Source organism: Myroides guanonis, assembly GCF_900114085.1.
GTDB lineage: Bacteria > Bacteroidota > Bacteroidia > Flavobacteriales > Flavobacteriaceae > Flavobacterium > Flavobacterium guanonis.
Genome location: NZ_FORU01000001.1, coordinates 294,708 through 317,976, shown reverse-complemented (window position 1 = coordinate 317,976; position 23,269 = coordinate 294,708). Strand labels below are relative to the sequence as shown.

Below are 23,269 nucleotides of genomic sequence, written 5' to 3'. Positions count from 1 at the left end.
TAAGAGAACATTCTTTTATCCTAGAGAATAAATTTTTACATTTACGCTTTAACAATATTCTTATGACACAATCATTATATATGGTATGGAATCCATCCGAAGGGTTTAATCTTGGTTTTATGACCTTGCGCTTTTACAGTCTTATGTTTGTAATTGCTTTTGGACTCGGTTGGTTTATCATGAAAAAGATTTACGATCGCGAAGGTGAAACAGTAGAAAACCTAGATAAACTTTTTATTTATACCGTATTAGCTACTTTAATAGGAGCTCGATTAGGACATGTTTTCTTTTATGATTGGGATTACTACAAAGATCATTTGTTTGAAATAATTTCACCTGTACGCTTTAGTCCTCAATTTGAAATTGTTGGTTTTAGTGGACTTGCAAGTCACGGTGCTGCAATTGCTATCATTCTAGTAATGTTGTATTACAGTAAAAAGATCATTCACAAACCTGTTTTGTGGATATTAGATAGAATTGTACTACCTGTAACTATTGGTGGAGTTTTTGTAAGATTGGGTAACTTTTTCAATTCTGAAATTGTAGGTAATGAAACCTCCAACAGTATGGGGATTCGTTTTATTAGAGATAAATTTACTCCTAATCAAGCTATTCAAGAAACTGGTATTTCAAATGCAAACGATGCTTATCATGCAATTGCAACACAACCACAGTTTGCATATTTATTAGAGGCTGTTTCACCGAAGCATCCTGCCCAATTATATGAAGCTTTTGGATATGTAATTGTTTTTATCATTCTTTACTATATGTATTGGAAAACCGACGCACGAAAGAACTTAGGTTATATTTTCGGGGTTTTCTTAATCCTATTGTGGTTGGTAAGATTTATAGTTGAATACGTTAAAGAAAGTCAAGGTGGATTCGAATCTGCATTAGGAATGTTCACAACAGGACAATGGTTGAGTATTCCATTCATAATTGTAGGTGTATTTTTACTAGCTACGGCTAAAAAAAGACCTTTTCAAGAATAAGTTTCTCAATTAAAAAATATACTAGGGAGCATTACTTTATAAGTAGCTCCCTTTTTTTTTGCTCCTCGTTGAACTGAAATTATACAATAGAACATAGTAATTGTATAACAGCATCGGTGATAAGTACCTTAGTTTTGCATTGCAACTTCAAATAACATAATAATTAAAGAAAACAAGATTACCAGAATGACTTGTAATGGATAAGAACCACTATTGAAACAGCACTAAACAAGTGAAAATTCATTTTAAGAAAAAAGTAAGTAAAGACGTTATTCAAAAAATATTACTCCTAAAAGGAAATTACATTTTAGAAGAAATTTAGAGATAACACTCATTTAGAAAGCTTATAATTAATCATCTGATTTTTTTACTTACATCACTAAAACGTCTTATTATCAGTTATTTGACAATGTTTTAGAAAACATCAAAACAATGAAGAATATTGTATGTATTACAAAGACAGCCTATTAAGCAATTAAATTAAAATCTCTAAATTTGAGATAATAACCCAAATAGCACAACCTATGAAAAAAGAATATAAAGTTAGCGGAATGACCTGTAATGGCTGTAGGACGAGTGTAGAGAATGCTCTAAACGAAATTCATGGAATTAAAGCTATTGTAAACCTAGAAAATGAGCAAGCTAGTTTAGATATGCACCATGAGGTTTCCACGCATACCTTACAAATGGCTCTGCTCAAAAAAGGAAACTATATATTACAAGAGATTGTAACTAACAAAAATGGGGAACAAGAGTTATTATCTCCTATTGAAATAAAAGAAGAAGACAAGCATCAAACAGAAGTACCAAACAGCATAAAAGAACATGCAGGAAAATATTTTTGCCCAATGCTTTGCGAAGGTGATAAAATCTATGACAGCAATGTTGGATGTCCAGTATGCGGTATGAACTTAGAACAGATACCGCCCGCTAAGACTTACGAAACTGTATATTATTGTCCTATGCTTTGTGAAGGTGACAAAACTTACGACGAACCTGGTAGTTGTCCAGTGTGTGGAATGGATTTAATTGCTAAAACGATTTCTGTAGAACCAGAAGACACTACTTACAAAGACATGCTTAACAAGTTGAAAATTGCAATTGCTTTTACGATTCCAATTTTTATACTTTCTATGGGAGAAATGATTCCAAGCAATCCTATCTCTCATTGGATATCCCCTAACATTTCTAACTATTTGCAACTATTGTTAAGCATTCCTGTACTTTATGTTACATGGACCTTTTTTAAACGTGCCTGGGTATCATTTAAGACTTGGAACTTAAACATGTTCAGTCTAATTGGTCTTGGTGCCTCTGCGGGCTTTATTTTCAGTTTAGCAGCCCTCTTCTTCCCTTCTATCTTTCCAGATGATTTTAGAGGTGAACACGGAATCCATTTATATTTTGAATCTGTAGCTGTAATTCTAACTTTAGTAATGTTAGGTCAAGTTATGGAAGCAAAAGCCCATAGCCGAACCAATACTGCTATTCGAGAACTTTTAAAACTATCGCCTACAGAAGCTACTTTGGTTACAGACAACGGAGAAGAACGCATATCCATTGAAGCTATTGTAAAAGGAAACATATTAAGAGTAAAACCAGGAGAAAAAATACCGGTAGATGGCAGTATTATAGATGGAGAAAGCAGTATAGATGAATCAATGATTACAGGTGAACCTATTCCAGTTACCAAAAGAAAAGATGACAAAGTAGTTTCTGGAACCATCAATGGAAATCACAGTTTCTTAATGATAGCTGAAAAAGTAGGAGACGAAACGCTATTATCTCAAATCATTGAAATGGTAAACCAAGCAAGTCGCTCTCGTGCTCCAATTCAAAAACTTGCTGACAAAGTTGCCAAATACTTTGTGCCTACCGTAATTATAGTATCGATAATTACCTTTTTTGCATGGAGAATTATGGGGCCTGATCCAAAACTTGTTTATGCCTTCGTAAATGCTTTAGCTGTATTAATTATTGCTTGTCCATGTGCACTGGGGTTAGCTACTCCAATGTCCATTATGGTTGGAATTGGAAAAGGAGCTCAAAATGGGATTTTAATTAAAGACGCTACTTCATTGGAAACAGCGAACAAAATCAATGTTTTAATTACAGACAAAACAGGTACACTAACAGAAGGAAAACCTTCCATAGAGAAAATTATATCTAAGGTAGAGAACTACAACAGCAGTGATTTACTATACTTAACTGCTTCTTTAAACAACAGTAGTGAACATCCTTTAGCACAACCTTTTATAACTAAATCAAAGGAAGATAAAATCATTCTTACAGATGTAAAAATGTTTATCAATCAAACAGGAAAAGGAATTCAAGGTGTTGTGAACAAGAAGAAAATTTCATTGGGAAATATTGCTTTAATGAAAGATATCGGTGCTACTATTTCTAATGAATTAACACAAGAAGTTACCTTGGAACAAAAACAAGGTAAAACTGTTTCCTACATCGCCGAAGGAAACACTGTATTAGGATATGTAGTTCTTTTTGATAGAATCAAAGAAAGCAGCAAGAAAGCCATTAAAACATTGATGGACAAAGGAATTGATGTAGTCATGATTACTGGTGATAATGCCAACACTGCTGAAGCAGTCGCTAAACAATTAGGTATTAAACATTTTATCGCATCAGCACTCCCACAAGACAAACTTCAAGAAATTAAAAAACTTCAAGAACAAGGAAAGATTGTTGCCATGGCCGGAGATGGCATTAACGACGCTCCAGCGCTCGCTCAAGCAGACATAGGTATATCTATGGGGACAGGAACAGATGTTGCTATAGAAAGCTCTGAAATCACTTTATTAAAAGGAGACCTAGCAGGTATTCCAAAAGCGATACAATTAAGCCATTCCGTTATGAAGAACATTAAAGAAAACTTGTTCTTTGCTTTTGTTTACAACGTAATAGGTATTCCTATCGCAGCAGGTGTATTGTTCCCGTTTTTCGGGATTGTTTTATCGCCGATGATTGCAGCAGCGGCAATGAGTTTTAGCTCTGTTTCTGTGATTGCAAATTCATTGAGATTGAAAAATCTAAAACTATAATTTCAGATTAAGTTATACTAATCGCAAAAAAGGATTGTCACATAATGACAATCCTTTTTTTTATAATTAAAAAGCAAAGCAATTACTACTCTATTTTAATGGGTAAATGTTTTACTAATCCCAATACATTTTCTTTAGAAAAAAGGGTTTTATTTAATGTGTTATCCTCTGGATTGATCTGGAATTGAATTGCTGTTCTAAAATCTGCCATAGACAAATCCGTAGCATTAAACACAGCGCCTGACAAATCTGTGTCTTTAAACACAGCACTTTTCAATTCAGATTGAGAAAAATCTGCTTGTAGTAACTTGCAGTTTTCAAATTGAAGTCCTTTTACTTTTAGTTCATAAAAGACTGAATAACTTAAATTAGAACTCACAAAAAGCATATCACACAAAAATTGCTGTATTTTATTAAAGTGAACCCCCATTATCTTACAGTCCTCAAAAGTTACCTTTCTAAAGGAAGTAGCAACAACACTAATCATACTGAGGTTGCAATCTTTAAAAACACAATCTTCAAACTCAAACCGACTTAAATCGGCTTCATTAAAATTACAGTTTTCAAAAACACAATCTACAAACTCTCCTATTTCTAGTTTGTTTACTGCCCACTCAATACCAGAAAAGGTTGTTTCTTGAACTAAACGCATATATATAAAATAAAAAAAGCGGCTTACTACGTAAACCGCTTTGGGTGAATGATGGGTCTCGAACCCACGGCCTTCGGAACCACAATCCGACGCTCTAACCAACTGAGCTACACTCACCGTGTTAAACATTACTTCTTAAGTTGGGTGAATGATGGGTCTCGAACCCACGACCTTCGGAACCACAATCCGACGCTCTAACCAACTGAGCTACACTCACCGTTTCTGTTTAACGAGTGCAAATATAGAGATTATTCTATACCTTACAAATAATTTTAAAACAAAATCAAATCAAATCTCCTAAGCTATTGACAGCCAAATACCTTTCAACTGTAAATCCTTCTGCATTTTCAACATTAATTAGCCTTCCCAAATCTTGAGAGCGGTAAAGTATACTATCTAAAAAGTTTTTAGAAGTGATTGGAGTTATTGGCTCATTTGATTTAGGGTCATAAAATTGAGAACTGTAAGCCATAACCGCCTTCATTTTTATATCAATAAAACCTGTTACATCTACTACAAAATCGGGTTCAATGTTTTTCCATTGAATATAATGATAGACCAACTTAGGCCTCCATGGCTCTTGATTTTCTCCATCTAAAGTACTTTCTATCCTTCTTAATCCTGACAAAAAACAAGCATCGGAAACCAACTTACTTCCTTTTCCATGATCGATATGTCTGTCATCAATTGCATTACACAACACAATTTCAGGTCTGTATTTTCGAATCATCTTTATAACTTCCAACTGATGTTTTTCATCATTGACAAAAAAGCCATCTCGAAAACCCAAATTCTCTCTAACTTCTAATCCTATTATTTTAGCTGAAGCTTTAGCTTCCATATCTCTTATCTCAGCACTTCCCCTAGTTCCTAACTCTCCATGTGTTAGGTCCACTACTCCTACTTTTTTTCCAAAAGAGATTTCTTTTGCTAAAGTTCCACCACATCCTAATTCTACATCATCTGGATGTGCTCCAAATGCTACTATATCTAACTTCATAAACGTTTAATTTAATATTTTTCTCATAGTTGTAGATTTGTTCTCTGTTTCTACAAATTCATCAAAAGGAACACTGTTTCTTGTTATTCCACATCCAATAAATAAGTTCACATGAGTTTCCTCCACTTCCATACATCTTAAATTTACAAATAAATCTGTTCCTTCATTTTCTCCTAAAACAGAGTTCCAATTTAAAGTTCCTAAAAATCCTGCATAATATGCTCGGTCATAGCCTTCATTCTTCAAAATAAACTCACGTGATTCTTGTTTAGGCATACCACAAACTGCAGGTGTTGGATGAAGGGCACTGAGAATAGGCTTTAACCCAACTCCTGGTTTTAACCCTCCCCTTATATCTGTACATATGTGCATTACTTTAGCAGCTCTCTTTGTATAAGGTTCAGAAATCTCTAAACTTATCATAAAGGGCTTTAATGAATCTACTATGAACTTTGTTACATATTCCTGTTCGTCATGCTCCTTCTCTCCCCAAACAACTTCTTTTTGCCCCAAATTCTTTTGAGTTCCAGCCAAAGCCATGGTTTTAATTTCTCCTTTCTCAACTTTTATCAATTGCTCAGGTGTAGCTCCCATCCAGACTCCAATGGTTGGATGATAAAATAAAGAACAAAATGCTGTAGGATAATTGTTCTTTAACCTCTTAAACAATGCAAATAATTCCACTGCACGAAAACTAACACGTTCTTTTCGAGAAAGCACTACTTTTTCAAAATCTCCATTTTTAATTGCTTCTATTCCACGGGTAACCAAGTCTTCAAAAGCTTCTTGTTCTTTCTCATTCCTTGTGATAATTTCATCTGTCTTAGTCTCAATTAATAGACTCTCAATGTGTGTTTCTAATATAATTTCAGAAAACTCTAAGGGTATCAATATAGCTTCTTCTCCATGAAATGGAGCAAATACAAATCCAGATTCTGTGAAATCTGACGTTTTATAGTGATTAGTGTTTTCTTGAAACACACCTATTAATTGCTCTGAATTAGGTTTACTAAACAAAACGAAAGGTTTTCTAGATTCTTTATTTATATTCAAGTAATCATTCAAATTCATTACTATAACCTATTTATTTATAACGATATTGGTTATTTTACAAAGTGATATTAACTGATCTTCTTCATCTGTAATTCTCACTTCCCATAAATGTAAGGTTCTTCCTTTGTGAATAATACGGGCAGTCCCATAAACCATACCTTCTTTCTTACTCTTTAAGTGATTTGCTGATATTTCTATACCTCTAACTTCTTGTTTTGTAGGATCAATAAAAAGAAATGAAGCCGAACTACCAACACTTTCTGCTAACGCAACAGAGGCACCACCATGAAGTAACCCCATAGGTTGATGAACGATTTTATTAACAGGCATACTTGCCTTTAAATAATCATCACCTACTTCAATAAATTCAATACCTAATGTTTCCATTAATGTATTTTTGCAAAACATTTTACATTGTTCTAAAAAATATTCTTTATTTACAGACATATTATTTCCCTCTTTATTGTTATTGTTTTTAAACTCACTCTTTATTAATCCATTTCCTATTAATGCAAATGTAAATCTTATATAGTATATTAAATTATATAATTTAAATAAGCTAATAAACAAAAAGTACTTTTATACATTATTTACACAAACCTACATTCAATAATTCAATAGTTCCTTTCATATCAATCCATCACCAATTAGCTTCCAATCTAAATAAAATAGACAATGATTACATATAAAGAATATTTTGAATGCAAAAGGCTACTGATTTTTCAGAAAATAGAAAAGAGCTAAAATTATTTGAATAAACATTAAAAACATAGAATAGATAGCAGAATTCTCCATAAATTCCAGCAAGATCATCATAGCTTACTATCCGTAGAAGATAAGAAAAATTAAACAGGAAAATCTAATTCTCTTATATTTCTATTTAATTTGAAAGTAATATTTCATACTTCAATCTTAATACCGAATATATTTAAATAGCTAAAATGAATTAATTACCCTTAAAAAAAAAAGCCCTCATCTAAGAATAAGAGCTTTATGATAGAGCTATACAAAATTGATTTTACTGATGAGTAAAAGGTGTGTCTTAAAAAACCAGTCCCTACTTAAACTAAAAGCTTCTCTATTCTGCATTTAATAATGTCATTCTAAAAAATTTCAAAAAACACACTACTTTTAATAAAGAAGATTGCAACTATTTAATTTTCTACTGTCTTTTTATAAGCAGTGGTTTGAGTACCATCAACTGCTTCTATAGTAACCTCATTATACTCTAGTACTTTTCCATAAGGATTACGAACTTTTTGGCGTACTACCCAAACATAAGCTCCACGTTCAAAATCAAAATCAAAATATACATCCTGTATTGGCATAATTGGAGTTCCAGACTCCTTTGCAATTCTAATTGCATTGCAAACATTTAGAGAATTATCTAATACTGTTGGATTATCTATACTTGGAAAAGGTAATTCTGATATAATATCCTGATTGTCATCTAAAGCAATACCAACACAAAACTTCACACCTTTGGTTGGTAACAAATGGTAGAAAAAGAAGTACTTAGTTTTACATTTAGCTAAATCCACAACGGGATAACGAGATTGCATTTTAGAAAGACTATCATAAACACTAACGCTAACTGACTGTAACTCTAGTTTAGAAAACAAATCAGTTCCAAGTTGGTTACTTAACTTCTTCTCTAAATTTTTCTTAACATCATTCAACTCTTTAGCAATAGCTGATGAACTCCCCTTTATACCATCTAACTTCCAAGAATTATCATTGACAGTACTGTACTTAAAATTATATGTAGGACAATGGTCGATATAATCAGTGTTTCTGTAATCTCCACCGATTTTCAAAAGGGATGATTCGACACATTGAGACCAAGAAACAAAAACAACTGAAAAAACAAATAAAATAGTATACCAAGAGCGCATGTTAATTTTTTATAAGTGAAATACAAAAATAAACAAGTTGTAATCATATCCTAAAATATTCTTAACTTTTTTTTAAGAAGCTAATCCTCTAAAACTTGGTAAAAAAGCCCCCCTCACTACAAAAATCTCTTCAATATCATGTGGATTAATCTCAATATCATTAAAAGCTCTGTTGTCACTTCCAAACACTAGAATGCCACTCACCTCTTCTCTCTCGAAACGATACACAAACAATCCTTTGTTTTTCAAGTGTAAAACGTAAATATCCAAAGGTTTTAGAGCGTTTAATTCAAGTCTCTTACAAATAACATACGAACTAACTCTCACTGTGGGCACCATGTTTTCACTAATGACTTGAAAGCCAATTTCAACATCTTCTAAAAATGGAAAATTAAAAACAGGTAATGAAGCTAATGTATCCTTTGAATCTAATAGATATTGAAAATGTAATTCTGATGAAACAAGTTTAACTTCTTTAGAATTCTTCTGTTTTTCACTTTTGTAATTTATAACATCGGAATAAAATAGCTCATTTAAATCAATCTTATTCTTTTTGCACAAATCTATAATTGTTTCAAATTGTAAGCTGTTTCTTTTTTTCCAAGATGAAATAGTGTTTGGTTTCACCCCTAGTATAGTTGCCAGCTCTAAATCCGTCTTTATTTTCAAAAACTCTTTCAGTCTTTTTATAATACCTTTCGCACTTTGCATACCTTTAATTTTTAATAAGTTAGTTTTATCTGGTGAATCATTATTGTTGTGAATTTAATAAAAAAAAACATCTTAAGTTGATTCTTTTAACTTCACAGTTCTCAATTTAGACACAAGCTTTTTTCGAAAGTCACATTATGTAACCATAATTTTAATATTATATTTATTTTTCTTCTTTGTTGCACTTTTATTAATTCGTAATTTTGTAAAATATCATTGATATATCACCTTGATGGCATAAACTTTGATATTAATTAAAAAAATTAAAACTTTTAACTATGAAAAAAGGTATTCTATTATTAGCCATAATGGCTTTTACCGTTGCTTGTAACACAACTAAAAAAACAACTACTAAAACCGATGAAACTGTTGAAATAACCAACGTTACTGAAGAAGAACTTCAAGGAAACTGGACTTTAGATTTCATAGAATCAGCTAATCAAAAGGGAAAGAAATTAAATGAAATGTTTCCAAACAAACTTCCTAATTTAAATTTTAACACTTCTGACTCTACTGTTTATGGTTCAGATGGATGCAATAGAATTAGTGGTAGTTATGAAGTTAAAAACGGTAATGAAATCAGCATAGGAGATAAATTAGCTTCAACTATGATGGCTTGTCAAGGTGTAGAAGACCATGCTTTTAATCAAACTTTATCTAAAGCAACTAAATTTACTATCTCAGATGGTAAGCTTTTATTTCTATCTGATGATGTGGTTATCATGAGATTTGTTAAAGAGCAATCAAACATCGAAGGAACTTGGGAATTAGTTAAAATTCAAACTAAAGATAGAAGTGCTAAAGGAATTGATATGAGATTCCCTTTAAAAACACCAGAACTTACTTTTAATGGTGAGCAATTAAGCGGAAACACAGGTTGTAATAACATCTCATCTACTTTTAAAAGCAGTGGAGATTCAATCGAATTTGGTGCTATTGCAATGACTAAAATGTTTTGTGAAGGTGTCGAAGAACATGTTTTTACAGATGCTATTAATGCAGTAAAAAAGTTTAGAATTGATGGTGATTACCTAGTTTTGTCTAACAATGATTCTATGGATTTATTGACTTTCAAAAGAAAGTAATAATACCTAATATTATAAAAAAGCCCTCTTTTTTAAAGAGGGCTTTTTTATTTCAATTTATTAAGAGACATTCGCAAAAAGAACTATTTTTACCATGTTATTTAATTGTTAATTATATTAGAAAACTTAAAATGATATCACATGTCGACTAAAATAGTTCCTTTCGAATCTTTGACTGCTGCTGTTTGGAATGGTGGAAAAACATTTCAATACTACATCCATCCATTAAAAAGTAACTATTCTGATAAAAACTTTTATTATAGAATTAGTAGTGCCACTATTGAAATAGAAGAATCTTTATTTACACAATTCAAGGGATATAATCGCTATTTAATTATGTTGGATAACAACTTAAATATAAAACATAATGGAATTATTAAATCATTCAAGCCTCTTGAAATATTTTCTTTTGATTCCAATGATGAAGTATTATCTTATTCTAAAGGATCTGATTTCAATTTAATGGTAACTAAGCAACTTGATAATGCATCTATACGCATTGATAGTGGACTAATTGAAGTGACATCAAGAAAAACAATCCTTTTTGCTCTAAAAGAATGCATGCTTAACATTGATAATTCTAATAAATTGATAAAATCAAAAGATTTAATTATACTGCAAAGTGATATTACATCTATACTTTTACCTATTGATTTTATAGTTATCGAAATTTGATGATAAATTATATTTAATTTCTTTTTGAATTTATATTCTAGTATCTATTTCAGGTTTAATCATAGATAAATCAACTTTAAAGTAAAATGCATCACCTCACCCTAAAAAAAGATTTAAATTTAGGTAAAACACTATATATAAACTGTTTAAAATGCAATATGTAATTGAAACAGAAAGACTTTACTTAAGAGAATTAAACATTACAGATTCTCAAAAATTCTTTGAATTAAATTTAAATCCGAACGTCATAAAATACACCGGAGATAAAGCGTTTAAAAATAAAGAAGAAGCATTATCTTTTCTTGAAAATTACAAAGATTATAAAGAAAATGGATATGGAAGATGGGCCGCAATTGATAAATCTTCAAATGTTTTTATAGGATGGTGCGGATTGAAATACAACAAATCTGAAAAAATAACAGATATTGGATTTCGATTTTTCGAAGAAGAATGGAATAAAGGATATGCAACAGAAAGTGCCTTAGCTTGTATAGAATATGGTTTTAAACAATTAAAATTAAATACTATTATCGGTAGAGCAATGATAGATAATACCGCTTCAATTAGAGTATTAGAAAAAGTTGGACTAAGCTTTATAGATGATATTACTATAGACGGAAAAGAATGGGCAACTTTTCAAATTGTCTGTACTAAACAAAATATATAATTTAGGTTTAGAATCTCATATAATAAAAAGGGCTATCTAATTAGATAGCCCTTTTTTGAATAGTCTTATTACAAAAAACGATTGTTTCTCTAGTTTGTAAACAATAACTCTCTGTATTTGGTTAAAGTCCAAAGTTCATTATCTACTATGATTTCTAATTTATCACTGTGGTAACGAATCTCATCAAAATATGGTTTTACTTTATGACAATAAGCTTGAGCTTGCATTTCAACATCTTCTATTAAATTAGCAGCTTTTCTTTCATTTGTCATTTCAACCACCTTCATATTAATATTAGCGATGTGATGAGATATCTTTTTAATGATTTGCAATTGTTCATTAGCTACTGCTTCAAACTCATTATCACTAAAAATTTCTTTTAATCCTTTTACATTATCAATTACAAGATTTTGATAGCGAATCGCTGTTGGTATAACATGGTTTTTTGCAATATCTCCTAAAACACGTCCTTCTATTTGAATACGCTTTACATATTCTTCTAATTCAATTTCATAACGCGCTTCCATCTCTATCTTATTCATCACTTCCATTTCTTCAAAAATAGCCATTGATTTTTTAGAAACTTTAGCTTTTAATGCGTCCGGTGTATGTTTATGATTACTTAAACCTCTTCTTTCCGCTTCCATTTCCCATTCTTTACTATATCCATCTCCTTCAAAAAGAATATTCTCTGTCATCTTGATATACTCGCGAAGCACATTAAAGATAGCTTCGTCTTTCTTCATTCCTTTCTTTTCAATTAGTTCATCAACTTCATTTTTAAAATCACGAAGCTGTTTTGCCATAATCGTATTTAGAACGGTCATAGGTCCTGCACAATTTGCTGTAGAACCAACGGCTCTGAATTCCCATTTATTTCCTGTAAAAGCAAATGGAGATGTTCTGTTTCTGTCTGTATTATCCAATAATACATCTGGAATTTTTCCTACTACATTTAATTTTAGATCTGTTTTCTCTTCAGGAGACAATTTCCCGTCTGTTACACCTTTTAACTCTTCTAACACTTTTGTTAGTTGTTGTCCAATAAATACAGATATAATGGCTGGTGGCGCCTCATTAGCCCCTAATCTATGCTCATTTCCTGCTGAAGCTATTGAAGAACGCAATAATTCTTCATTGTCATGAACTGCCTTTATCGTATTTATAAAGAAAGTTAAGAACTGCATATTGCTCTTAGGTGTTTTACTAGGACTTAACAGGTTTACTCCTGTATCTGTCGCCAAAGACCAGTTATTATGTTTTCCTGATCCATTTACTCCTTTGAAAGGTTTTTCATGAAACAAAACTTTAAAATGATGTCTTTCAGCCACTTTTTTCATAACATCCATCAACAACGAGTTATGATCCACTGCCAAGTTCGTTTCCTCAAAAATAGGGGCTAACTCAAATTGATTAGGTGCTACTTCATTATGTCTAGTTTTTACTGGAATTCCTAAAAGAATACAGTGATTCTCTAAATCACGCATATAATTTAAAACTCGTGTTGGTATAGAACCAAAATAATGGTCATCTAACTGCTGTCCTTTTGCCGCAGTATGTCCTAACAAGGTTCTACCTGTAGATAAAATATCAGGGCGTGATGCTGCTAAAGCAGAATCTACCAAGAAATATTCTTGCTCCCAACCTAAAGTTGCTGTTACTTTTTTTACATTTTTATCAAAATACTTTACAACTTCAGTAGCTGCTGCATCAATAGCATTCAAAGCTTTTAATAATGGTGTTTTATTATCGAGTGCTTCACCTGTATAAGAAATAAACACAGTTGGGATACATAAAGTTGTTCCGAATATAAAAGCTGGTGATGTAGGATCCCATGCTGTATATCCTCTAGCTTCAAAAGTGTTTCTTATACCTCCATTTGGAAAGCTTGAAGCATCTGGTTCTTGTTGTACCAATTGACTTCCATTAAATTTTTCAACAGGGTCTCCATCAAATTGCGTTTCAAAAAAAGCATCGTGTTTCTCTGCTGTGGTTCCTGTCAACGGTTGAAACCAATGTGTATAATGAGAAACTCCTTTTGAAAGTGCCCATTCTTTCATTCCCAATGCGATGTATTCCGCAAGTTTACGGTCGATTTTAATTCCTAACTGAGCATTTTTAACTGCCTGATATGCCTCTGGTGTTAAGAATTGACGCATAGATTTGTCGTTGAATACGTGGTCACCAAAAATTAATGATTTTCTACCCAGTTCTTCTACTTTAACAACTTCTCTTGAAGTTGCTTTCTCAATTGCTCGAAAACGAAATGTTGACATAAATGTAATTTTTAATAGGGCACCCCCTGTTTTTCACTGCAAATTTAATTTATTTACACTTAATACAGCCAACTACCCCCTCTTTTTTTCATTGCAACATAAAAAAAATAATCTAAACAAAAAAAGCCATCTCTGTTTTAAGATGGCTTTTATAATATTATGTGTGTTTTTATTTAATTCAAACGAATTACATCTGATTCTTTGATATTGTATTTTTTAGCTAGAGTCTCATATTCTATAGTCTCAGGAATTGAAGATTGTGATGATGCTATTCTAGAATTACCGAATGCTCCTTCTAGTACCACAGCTCTAAATTCCAATCGTCTAGTCCAAGCTCCATTACCTATAATATCTATATTTGGATAATTGGATGATAAAAAGAGTCTAAAATCGTATCGTGTGAAATCAAAATTATAATCAACTTCATATTCGTTGTTATTTACATCAATGTAATACTTCTGAGGAAGCATACGCCACACTTTTGTACCGTTATCTGTTTTTGCATCTAAAAAGTACACTAAAACAATATCTTCATCATACAATGGAATACTAAAATTAAATGTAGTTTGAAAGTCATTATTAGGTATTAAATCAGTTTTTACATCATAAACAACAGGCACAGCTCCATCATAACCTGGAGGTCCTTGTGGTCCTTCACAACTTTGAAATGTTATCAATCCGGCTACAGCCACAAAAAGTAAGAAAATCTTTTTCATATCTAAAGGTATTATAATTATTATCTTTTTAACTCATTACAATAAGCAAGCCAAAAATACATATTCAATCACAGTTGACTATACAACAGCATAAATAAATGGTTAAACTATGTTTTTATTTAACTATTGCGCAATTGATCATTAATTTCCTTTTGAATAGCTTCATATCGATTTTTCAAATCCGTTGAAATATTATTTGAATACTTCTTTAATTTTCTCAAGACAAATGCATAATAAATACTAAAGAATCCCAAAGCTAATAAGGATGCTCCTGTCCAATATACAATTGTAATTCCTCCAAATAAAGGATTAAAAATCATAATTACAGAAAATATCAACCCAAGAACACCTAGAATTAAAAGTTGCCACCATCCATTAACTTTATAACTTTTCAATTCAAATGAGCTGGACATACCATGAATGGAACGAAACATTAATCCAAATCCAATATAGATAGGTAATAACACCATTGTAAATCCAGGATTAGACAAAAGGATAATACCAATAACAGTATTCAAAATCCCAGCAAATAATGTCCACCCCCAATTCTCTATTTCCTTCCTATTTGACAATGAAAAAAGTATTTCTAAAATACCTGATGCAAGAAATAACCAACTAAATAGAATTGACAAAGACACGTAGGATTCTAATGGAGTTCGAAATATATAAAGCGCACTAACTACAAAAAACAACCCTATTATTAAAGGGATATACCAATGATTAACTGTATTTCTAACGGTCTTAATAAATGATTTTTCCATAATTATCTCTATTAAATTATTAATTTAAGTTCTATAGTAAAAATACAACAATTATATAAATAAAATATTACCTATTGATTAAATAATTATCTAACCAATTACATTGAGATATATTCTATAAAAACAAATCATTTATAATACATTTTATAATTAACTTAGAACGTTTTATAAATCTTAAAAAAGCAATATGTACGAAAAAACCTCAATTAGCATGCGTAAAATTCAATTCGCTTTAATTCTAATTTTATTCTTTTTCCAAAGTATTACAACCTCAAATCTTTTCGCACAGCAATTAGCTCCTCATTTTAATAAAGAAGAGTTGATTGATATGCTTAAAATCACAGGTAATATAAAAGGTACTCTACTTACAAATGATATAGAGCCTCCAAAAGCATATACTAAAGTTTATGAATCCAAAGAGATAGGATTAGCGAACCTATGGGAATTATGGTACAATAAAGAAAGAGATGTATCTGTAATCGCTATTAGGGGATCTGTAGGGGTGAAAGAAAGTTGGCTTTCAAATTTTTATGCAGCTATGGTTCCTGCACAAGGAAAGCTTCAATTATCACTCGATGAAAATTTCGAGTATAACTTAGCTGATAGAAAGGACGCGACCGTTCATGTTGGCTGGCTTATTTCTACAGCGTATTTGGTTAAAGATATGTTGCCACAGATTGACAGCATGTACCAATTAGGCCATAAAGACTTTATTGTTTCAGGTCATAGTCAAGGTGGAGCTTTATCTGTCCTTATAACAGCGCATCTTTATCAATTACAAAAGGAATTTAAACTTCCTCAAGACATTCGTTTTAAGACATATACAATGGCATCTCCTAAACCTGGAAACATGTATTTTGCTTATCATTATGAAAATATAACTAGAGATTGGGCATTTCATGCCATCAATACACAAGATTGGGTTCCAGAAGTTCCGTTGAGTGTTCAGACAATGGACAACTTTAATGAAATTAATATTTTTACTAGTTTAGATCAAATGCTTCAGAAGCAATCTTTCTTCAAACGAATCTTTGGAAGAATATTATATAATAAGATTAAGAATCCTCCAATGAAATCTCAAAAACGTTACGAAAAGTATTTAGGAAAAATCATGTTTAAACAAATTAGAAACTATCTGCCACAACTTGTTGAACCTATATATGCGTCAGATAACAATTATATGAGATGTGGCCATAGCATTATTTTACAAGGAGATAAGGAGTACAACAATAAATTCACAGATCCTAAAAATACCATGTCTCATCATAGACATCAAGCTTATATCTATCTAGCAGAAAAATTAATTGAATAAATCAAATTTCAGGCATAAAAAAAGAGACATCTAACGATGTCTCTTTTTATTATCAAAATAATCTAATCTTTACATATTTCTTCTGTACTGACCTCCTACTTCAAACAATGCAGAAGTAATTTGTCCTAAAGTACAAACTTTTGAAGCTTCCATCATTGCTTCAAAAATATTTCCATTTTGAACGGCTACATCTTGAAGTTTAGATAGGTGATTTTCAATCAAGTCTTTATTTGCTTTGTTTAAATTTTCTTTAGTAACAATTTGAAATTGTTTTTCTTCTTCCGTGGCACGAATAACCTCAGCTGGCACTACTGTTGGAGATCCTTTTGAACTTAAGAATGTATTCACTCCAATTATTGGAAATTCTCCTGTGTGTTTTAAAGTTTCATAGTACAGAGATTCTTCTTGAATTTTTGAACGTTGATACATAGTTTCCATAGCTCCTAATACACCTCCACGCTCTGTAATTCTATCAAACTCCAATAAAACAGCTTCTTCAACTAAATCAGTTAACTCCTCAATTATAAATGAACCTTGAATTGGATTCTCATTTTTAGCTAATCCTAACTCTTTGTTTATAATCAATTGAATTGCCATTGCTCTACGAACTGACTCTTCTGTAGGAGTTGTAATCGCTTCATCATACGCATTGGTATGAAGTGAATTACAGTTGTCATAAATAGCATATAAAGCTTGCAATGTAGTTCTAATATCATTAAAATCAATTTCCTGTGCATGTAATGATCTACCAGAAGTTTGAATATGATATTTCAGCATTTGAGCTCTAGGGTTTGCTCCATATTTATCTCTTAAAGCTTTAGCCCAAATCTTACGAGCTACACGTCCAATTACAGAATACTCTGGATCTATACCATTAGAGAAAAAGAAAGAAAGATTTGGTCCGAAAGCATTAATATCCATTCCTCTACTCAAATAGTATTCTACATAAGTAAATCCATTAGCTAGCGTGAATGCTAACTGCGTAACTGGATTCGCACCTGCCTCAGCAATGTGATATCCAGAAATAGAAACTGAATAGAAGTTACGTACGTTTTTTTCGATGAAATACTCTTGAACATCTCCCATTAATCTCAAAGCAAATTCAGTAGAGAAAATACAAGTATTTTGAGCTTGATCTTCTTTTAAAATATCTGCTTGAACAGTACCACGAACTTGTGCTAATGTTTCCTCTTTAATTTTTGCGTAAACATCCGCAGAAAGTACTTGATCCCCTGTTACACCTAACAGCATTAAGCCTAAACCATCATTTCCTTCTGGTAATTCTCCATTGTAAATAGGTCTATCAACTTCCTTGTTTTTATAAATAGCTTTGATCTTCTCTTCAACCTCAGCTTCCAATTCATTTTCTTTAATATATAATTCACATTGTTGGTCAATAGCTGCATTCATAAAGAATCCTAATAACATAGGAGCAGGACCATTAATAGTCATAGATACAGAAGTCAATGCATGTGCAAGATTAAATCCAGAATATAACTTCTTAGCATCGTCTAAACAACAAATTGACACACCAGCATTTCCGATTTTCCCGTAAATATCAGGGCGATGACCAGGGTCATTTCCATATAAAGTTACAGAGTCAAATGCAGTTGAAAGTCGTTTAGCAGGCATCCCTAATGAAACATAGTGAAAACGTCTATTTGTACGTTCTGGACCACCTTCCCCAGCAAACATACGGGTTGGATCTTCACCTTCTCTTTTGAAAGGGTATAATCCAGATGTAAAAGGAAATTCACCTGGAACGTTTTCTTGTAGCACCCAGCGTAATATATCTCCCCAAGCTTCGTACTTAGGCAATGCAATCTTAGGGATTTGCAAATGAGATAAGCTTTCAGAATGCGTATCAATTTTAATTTCTTTATCCCTTACTTTAAAAGAGTAAACAGGATTTTTATATTTGTTTACTTTTTCATCCCAAGTTAGAATTACTTCCCAATTATAAGGGTCGAAATTCATCTTTACTCGGTCGAATTCTTTAATCAATAAATCTAAAAAAGCAGCAGTGGTTTCATCAGCTTTCTCAAACTGTCCATCTTTAATACCTGCTTTGTCTAAAATAGGTTCTTGACCTGATACTGAAGAAATCGTTTTATAAATTCCAAAAAGCTTTTGTGCAACTTCTTTTTGTGTAATTACCTTAGCGTCATAAGATCTATTATTCTCAGCAATCTCCGATAAATAACGAGTCCTATTTGGCGGAATGACATAGATCTTCTCACTCATTTCTTTAGTAATTTCAAACGTCGACTTTAAGTTAGCCCCTGTTTTTTCAACTACTTTATCCATGATAGCTCTATACAAATCATTTGTTCCAGGATCATTAAATTGTGAAGCAATTGTTCCAAAAACAGGCATATCATTTGGATTAGCATCCCATAAATTATGGTTGCGTTGATATTGTTTTTTAACATCTCGCATCGCATCTAAAGCTCCACGTTTGTCAAACTTATTGATAGCAACAATATCAGCGAAATCAAGCATATCGATTTTCTCTAATTGCGTAGCAGCACCAAACTCTGGAGTCATTATATATAGAGAAGCATCTGAGTGGTCTAAAATTTCAGTGTCTGATTGACCAATACCCGATGTTTCTAAAATAATTAAATCATAATTAGCTGCTTGAAGAACCTGAACTGCTTCTTCTACATAGCGAGAAAGTGCAAGATTAGATTGACGTGTAGCTAAAGAACGCATAAACACTCTAGGATTATTAATAGAGTTCATACGAATACGATCTCCTAGTAACGCACCACCTGTCTTACGCTTAGAAGGGTCAACAGAAATTAATGCTATTGTTTTCTCTGGAAAATCAATTAAGAAACGACGTACTAATTCATCTACCATAGAAGATTTACCTGCACCACCTGTTCCAGTAATACCTAATACAGGTGTACCTTTGTGCTTCTCTGGATCAAACTGGAAAATCTTTAAGAAATCCTCTTCTCTATTTTCTGCTAATGAAATTAAACGAGCGATAGTTGTTATATCTTTATCTGCTAAAGATTGATATGCATCCTTCCCTTCTGGCAATTGTAAATCCATTGTTGGGAAATCAGCTCTTTTAATCATATCATTAATCATCCCCTGAAGACCCATTTCACGACCATCATCTGGTGCGTAAATACGAGTAATTCCATAATCCATCAAATCCTTAATCTCTGATGGAAGGATAACACCACCTCCTCCTCCTACAATGCGGATATGTCCTGCTCCCTTTTCTTGAAGCAAATCATACATATATTTAAAATATTCATTGTGTCCACCTTGATAAGAGGTCATTGCGATTGCATTAGCATCTTCTTGAATTGCTGTATTCACAACTTCTTCAACACTTTTATCATGACCTAAATGAATCACTTCACAGCCAGTTGCTTGAATAATTCTACGCATGATATTTATCGCTGCATCATGTCCGTCAAATAAAGCCGCTGCTGTTACAATGCGCACTTTATTTTGGGGTACATAGGGTATATTGTCTTGCATAATTTAAATTGATTCTTTCTTAATAGTTTGCTTGGCAATTTACGTAAAAAAAAAGATTAAAAAAATGAAAGCGAATACCTTGCAAAGTAGCAATTAAATGCTCAAATATTTTAATAATTATAAAAAAGCAAACACCATTTCCATCGATTAAGCAATATTTTATCTTATTAAAGAATAAAATCAGAATCTAAATAAAACGGTATAACTAAAGTTGCTAAAATCTACTTCTCAAAATACTTATTAATTGCTTCTACTTTATTGGTAACTTGTAATTTAGTATATATATTTCTAATATGCTTCTTAACTGTTTCAGGACTTATGTATAAATTAATTGCTATGTTTTTATATAAAAGTCCTTTTGAAAGAAATCCAAGAATCTCCTTTTCCCTAAGGGTAAGATCAAATTCTTCTCCAGAAATGCAAACAGGTTTAAAAGTGGCTAATATTTTACGAGCAATGCTTGGACTCATTGGAGCACCACCACTAATTAATTCAGAAATAGATTTTAAGATTGTTTCTATATTCTCTCCTTTTAATAGATAACCATCTGCACCCCCTCTAAGAGCCGTGAAGACCTTTTCATCACTGTCAAAAAAACTACAAACTAAACATAAAGCTTCCTCTCTTTCCTTTTTAATATATTTGATAACATCTATGCCAGATCCATCAGGTAAGTGTAAATCGACCCAAAAAATATCAGGATGTATGTCCTTAAAATTTGCATAGAAAGATGTCACATTATCAAATGTCGCAATACATTTCATGTCGTCTGTAGAATTGATTAGTTCTACTACAGAATCCCTGAAATTCTTTTCATCTTCTAAAACGGCTATAGTTATTAAATTACTCATTATTGCTTGTTTAATAATTCAAATTAATAACTTATTTAAAACTAACACAATACCTATTTTGGGTACTTTTTTGAAAAACACACTTTAGTTCCAGTTAGATTTGTTTCTAAATTGAAAACACCATTTATTAAGTCCATCCTCTTCTTCATATTCTTCAATCCAAAACCTTGCTCAGTTCTCAAAGATTTTTCCATTCCTTTTCCATTGTCTTGTATGCAGATTTTAAATTCATTTTCAATAAAGCTTATTGATAAAAACACATTATCTCCTTTAGAATGTTTCAGTATATTATTGATAGCTTCTTTTACACATAAAAAAAAACTTTTTCTACTTTCGTTATCAATATTAATTGGAGGCATATCTTCATCTACATAACTATCTAGATTAATACTAAAACTCTTTAACATGCTTTCTGCATAATTATGACAATACCATGCTAAACTTTCTATCGAATTGTTATCGTTGTTTAAAACCCAAATTATATCTCTTATCTTTTGCGAAGTTTCTAATTGCATACTCAATAATCTTTCATGTTCCTTTTTAAGTTCCTCATCTTTAGTCTTTTTATAGATAATTTCACTTAGTAATTTAATTCCTGAAATACTAGAACCTAAATCATCATGAACATCTCTAGAAATTCGCCTTCTCTCTTCATCTAATTGCAACAAAATTTGTTTCTCAACTTCTAGTTCTTTTTGGCGAATTTTATATTCATATTTTCTCTTTGTTCCTTTTCTTAATTTAATTAAATAACCAGTACCACCAATTGCAGAGCAACTCACAAACAATAGTAATGACAAATAAATTTGTCTCTGCTGTTTTTGTTTAAAAACAACTTCTTGAGTATGCTTTTCAATTTGCAAACGAGTATAAGCATTTTCAATTTCTGAATTATTTTTATTAAACTTCAGACTATCTCCAATTACACTAAACTCTTTATGGTATTTTAAAGCATCTAGATAGTTACCTTCCTTTTCATTTAATTCTGACAAAAGTTCATTCGCCATATACTCTCCCTTTAAAAATGGTGTTGACTTCGAATCTTTCAATACTTCTAATAAAAGTCTTTCTGCCTTATTTAATTCACCTATTTTGACATATAATTTAGCCAGTTCAACCTTAGTAAATATAATTTCAATTGGATATTGTAAACGATTTCTAATTTCAAGTCCTTGTAATAGATATTTCTCTGCACTGCTATAATTTCCCTTCATAACTTCTAATGTTCCCATACGAGTTACACAATAGGATTGTAAATACTCATCCTTCTGCATTAAAGCAATTTCATTTGCCATTTCGAAATATATTTTTGCAGAATCCATCTCTCTAACTAAATACTTGATCTCTCCTATATCATAGTAACTGCGACTTATATTAACAGAGTCTTTAATCTTCTTGTCATTAGACAAAGATTCTTTAAAGAAATTTAAAGCTTCTTGTCTTTTACCTTGGTCCGAAAGAACTACTCCAATACCAGATAAACTTGAGCCGATATTGGATATATCTCGATACTTCTTTGATAATTGCAAACCTTTCTCATACTCTTGAATCGATCTTACGTAATCACCAATATCATAATAAGATTTACCTAAATTCAAATATGTAATAACAACCTCTTTATCCTTAATGTTATTCCTAATTTCAACTGCCTTTTCATACATTGCTATTGCATTAAATAAATCTCCTTTTCTGTGATATACATAACCTTTAAGATGATACAACTTCGCCAATTGTTTTGAGGAGTTATCATTCAAAGATTCAAATATTGAATCACTTAAAACAATAGCCTTTTCATATTGCAAGTCGTCAGCATAGTTTCCAATTACTTCTGTAATACTATCAAACTTCTTATCTGGTATCTTCTTGAATGAAAAATCAATTGTTTTAGATATTAATAATTGTTGTGCTGTACTCGGGTAAAGTTCAATTGAGAACAAAAACCCTAAGAAGACAAATAAAAAACGCACTAAATCGTTAGTAGAGCAAATTATATTCATAAATATCAAATTCGGTGTTATCAATACAAATAAACTTAGTTAATATAATGATAATATTAACAA

Annotated in this window: 18 protein-coding genes and 2 tRNA genes; 6 read left to right on the top strand and 14 right to left on the bottom strand. The window is 31.6% G+C overall.

The genetic code is table 11. The features are described from left to right. Nucleotides 1-62: 62 nt before the first annotated feature. Both lgt and BM024_RS01380 read left to right on the top strand, forming a co-directional pair. Entirely contained in the window at nucleotides 63-992 is a 930-nt protein-coding gene (gene lgt, locus BM024_RS01385; protein ID WP_090677658.1) for a prolipoprotein diacylglyceryl transferase, read from the top strand. A 524-nt stretch (nucleotides 993-1,516) separates the two neighbouring features. Then, on the top strand, nucleotides 1,517-4,051 hold the full coding sequence (locus BM024_RS01380; protein ID WP_090677657.1) for a heavy metal translocating P-type ATPase: 2,535 nt from the start codon (nucleotides 1,517-1,519) through the stop codon (nucleotides 4,049-4,051). Between the two features lie 85 nt (nucleotides 4,052-4,136). Here the strand turns inward: BM024_RS01380 and BM024_RS01375 are convergent, their stop codons facing one another. From BM024_RS01375 to BM024_RS01340, 8 genes are all read right to left on the bottom strand, one after another. Beyond that, nucleotides 4,137-4,703 carry a pentapeptide repeat-containing protein gene (locus BM024_RS01375; RefSeq protein ID WP_090677656.1) on the bottom strand — a complete coding sequence of 189 codons (567 nt, stop codon included), beginning with the start codon at nucleotides 4,701-4,703 and terminating at the stop codon, nucleotides 4,137-4,139. 43 nt (nucleotides 4,704-4,746) lie between these two features. Next, nucleotides 4,747-4,820, bottom strand: a tRNA-His gene (locus BM024_RS01370). Nucleotides 4,821-4,846: 26 nt separating this feature from the next. Continuing rightward, nucleotides 4,847-4,920, bottom strand: a tRNA-His gene (locus BM024_RS01365). Nucleotides 4,921-4,986: 66 nt separating this feature from the next. Beyond that, nucleotides 4,987-5,703, bottom strand: a complete 717-nt coding sequence (gene bshB1, locus BM024_RS01360; protein WP_090677655.1) for a bacillithiol biosynthesis deacetylase BshB1 — start codon at nucleotides 5,701-5,703, stop codon at nucleotides 4,987-4,989. A 6-nt stretch (nucleotides 5,704-5,709) separates the two neighbouring features. After that, a complete protein-coding gene (locus tag BM024_RS01355) occupies nucleotides 5,710-6,774 on the bottom strand; it encodes an isochorismate synthase (RefSeq protein WP_090677654.1) in 1,065 nt (354 codons plus the stop codon). 9 nt (nucleotides 6,775-6,783) lie between these two features. Beyond that, nucleotides 6,784-7,203 (bottom strand): PaaI family thioesterase, encoded by a 420-nt coding sequence (locus BM024_RS01350; RefSeq protein ID WP_090677775.1) that lies wholly within the window; start codon nucleotides 7,201-7,203, stop codon nucleotides 6,784-6,786. A gap of 707 nt (nucleotides 7,204-7,910) precedes the next feature. Then, a complete protein-coding gene (locus tag BM024_RS01345; RefSeq protein WP_090677653.1) occupies nucleotides 7,911-8,651 on the bottom strand; it encodes a hypothetical protein in 741 nt (246 codons plus the stop codon). Between the two features lie 72 nt (nucleotides 8,652-8,723). Next, complete coding sequence (locus BM024_RS01340) at nucleotides 8,724-9,362, bottom strand: LexA family transcriptional regulator (RefSeq protein ID WP_090677652.1); 639 nt, start codon at nucleotides 9,360-9,362, stop codon at nucleotides 8,724-8,726. A gap of 278 nt (nucleotides 9,363-9,640) precedes the next feature. On the opposite strand from BM024_RS01340, the gene BM024_RS01335 reads away from it, so the two are divergent. The 3 genes from BM024_RS01335 to BM024_RS01325 all read left to right on the top strand — a co-directional run bounded on the left by BM024_RS01335 (nucleotide 9,641) and on the right by BM024_RS01325 (nucleotide 11,789). Continuing rightward, complete coding sequence (locus BM024_RS01335; protein ID WP_090677651.1) at nucleotides 9,641-10,447, top strand: META domain-containing protein; 807 nt, start codon at nucleotides 9,641-9,643, stop codon at nucleotides 10,445-10,447. 141 nt (nucleotides 10,448-10,588) lie between these two features. Next, complete coding sequence (locus tag BM024_RS01330; RefSeq protein ID WP_090677650.1) at nucleotides 10,589-11,122, top strand: HutD family protein; 534 nt, start codon at nucleotides 10,589-10,591, stop codon at nucleotides 11,120-11,122. A gap of 151 nt (nucleotides 11,123-11,273) precedes the next feature. Then, a complete protein-coding gene (locus BM024_RS01325) occupies nucleotides 11,274-11,789 on the top strand; it encodes a GNAT family N-acetyltransferase (protein WP_090677649.1) in 516 nt (171 codons plus the stop codon). 89 nt (nucleotides 11,790-11,878) lie between these two features. On the opposite strand, the gene BM024_RS01320 is transcribed toward BM024_RS01325, so the two are convergent. The 3 genes from BM024_RS01320 to BM024_RS01310 all read right to left on the bottom strand — a co-directional run bounded on the left by BM024_RS01320 (nucleotide 11,879) and on the right by BM024_RS01310 (nucleotide 15,542). Then, nucleotides 11,879-14,065, bottom strand: a complete 2,187-nt coding sequence (locus BM024_RS01320) for a glutamine synthetase III family protein (RefSeq protein ID WP_090677648.1) — start codon at nucleotides 14,063-14,065, stop codon at nucleotides 11,879-11,881. A gap of 173 nt (nucleotides 14,066-14,238) precedes the next feature. Continuing rightward, nucleotides 14,239-14,781 carry a hypothetical protein gene (locus BM024_RS01315; RefSeq protein WP_090677647.1) on the bottom strand — a complete coding sequence of 181 codons (543 nt, stop codon included), beginning with the start codon at nucleotides 14,779-14,781 and terminating at the stop codon, nucleotides 14,239-14,241. 119 nt (nucleotides 14,782-14,900) lie between these two features. Then, nucleotides 14,901-15,542, bottom strand: a complete 642-nt coding sequence (locus BM024_RS01310; RefSeq protein WP_090677646.1) for an HdeD family acid-resistance protein — start codon at nucleotides 15,540-15,542, stop codon at nucleotides 14,901-14,903. Between the two features lie 211 nt (nucleotides 15,543-15,753). Between BM024_RS01310 and BM024_RS01305 the strand changes: the two genes are divergently transcribed. Then, the gene (locus BM024_RS01305) at nucleotides 15,754-16,854 is read left to right on the top strand and encodes a lipase family protein (protein WP_177190137.1); all 1,101 of its coding nucleotides are present in this window, start codon (nucleotides 15,754-15,756) and stop codon (nucleotides 16,852-16,854) included. A 69-nt stretch (nucleotides 16,855-16,923) separates the two neighbouring features. Here the strand turns inward: BM024_RS01305 and BM024_RS01300 are convergent, their stop codons facing one another. From BM024_RS01300 to BM024_RS01290, 3 genes are all read right to left on the bottom strand, one after another. Beyond that, nucleotides 16,924-20,358 carry a methylmalonyl-CoA mutase family protein gene (locus BM024_RS01300; RefSeq protein ID WP_090677644.1) on the bottom strand — a complete coding sequence of 1,145 codons (3,435 nt, stop codon included), beginning with the start codon at nucleotides 20,356-20,358 and terminating at the stop codon, nucleotides 16,924-16,926. Between the two features lie 221 nt (nucleotides 20,359-20,579). Further along, complete coding sequence (locus BM024_RS01295) at nucleotides 20,580-21,209, bottom strand: response regulator (RefSeq protein WP_090677643.1); 630 nt, start codon at nucleotides 21,207-21,209, stop codon at nucleotides 20,580-20,582. 53 nt (nucleotides 21,210-21,262) lie between these two features. Continuing rightward, entirely contained in the window at nucleotides 21,263-23,206 is a 1,944-nt protein-coding gene (locus BM024_RS01290) for a tetratricopeptide repeat-containing sensor histidine kinase (RefSeq protein WP_090677642.1), read from the bottom strand. Nucleotides 23,207-23,269: the final 63 nt, after the last annotated feature.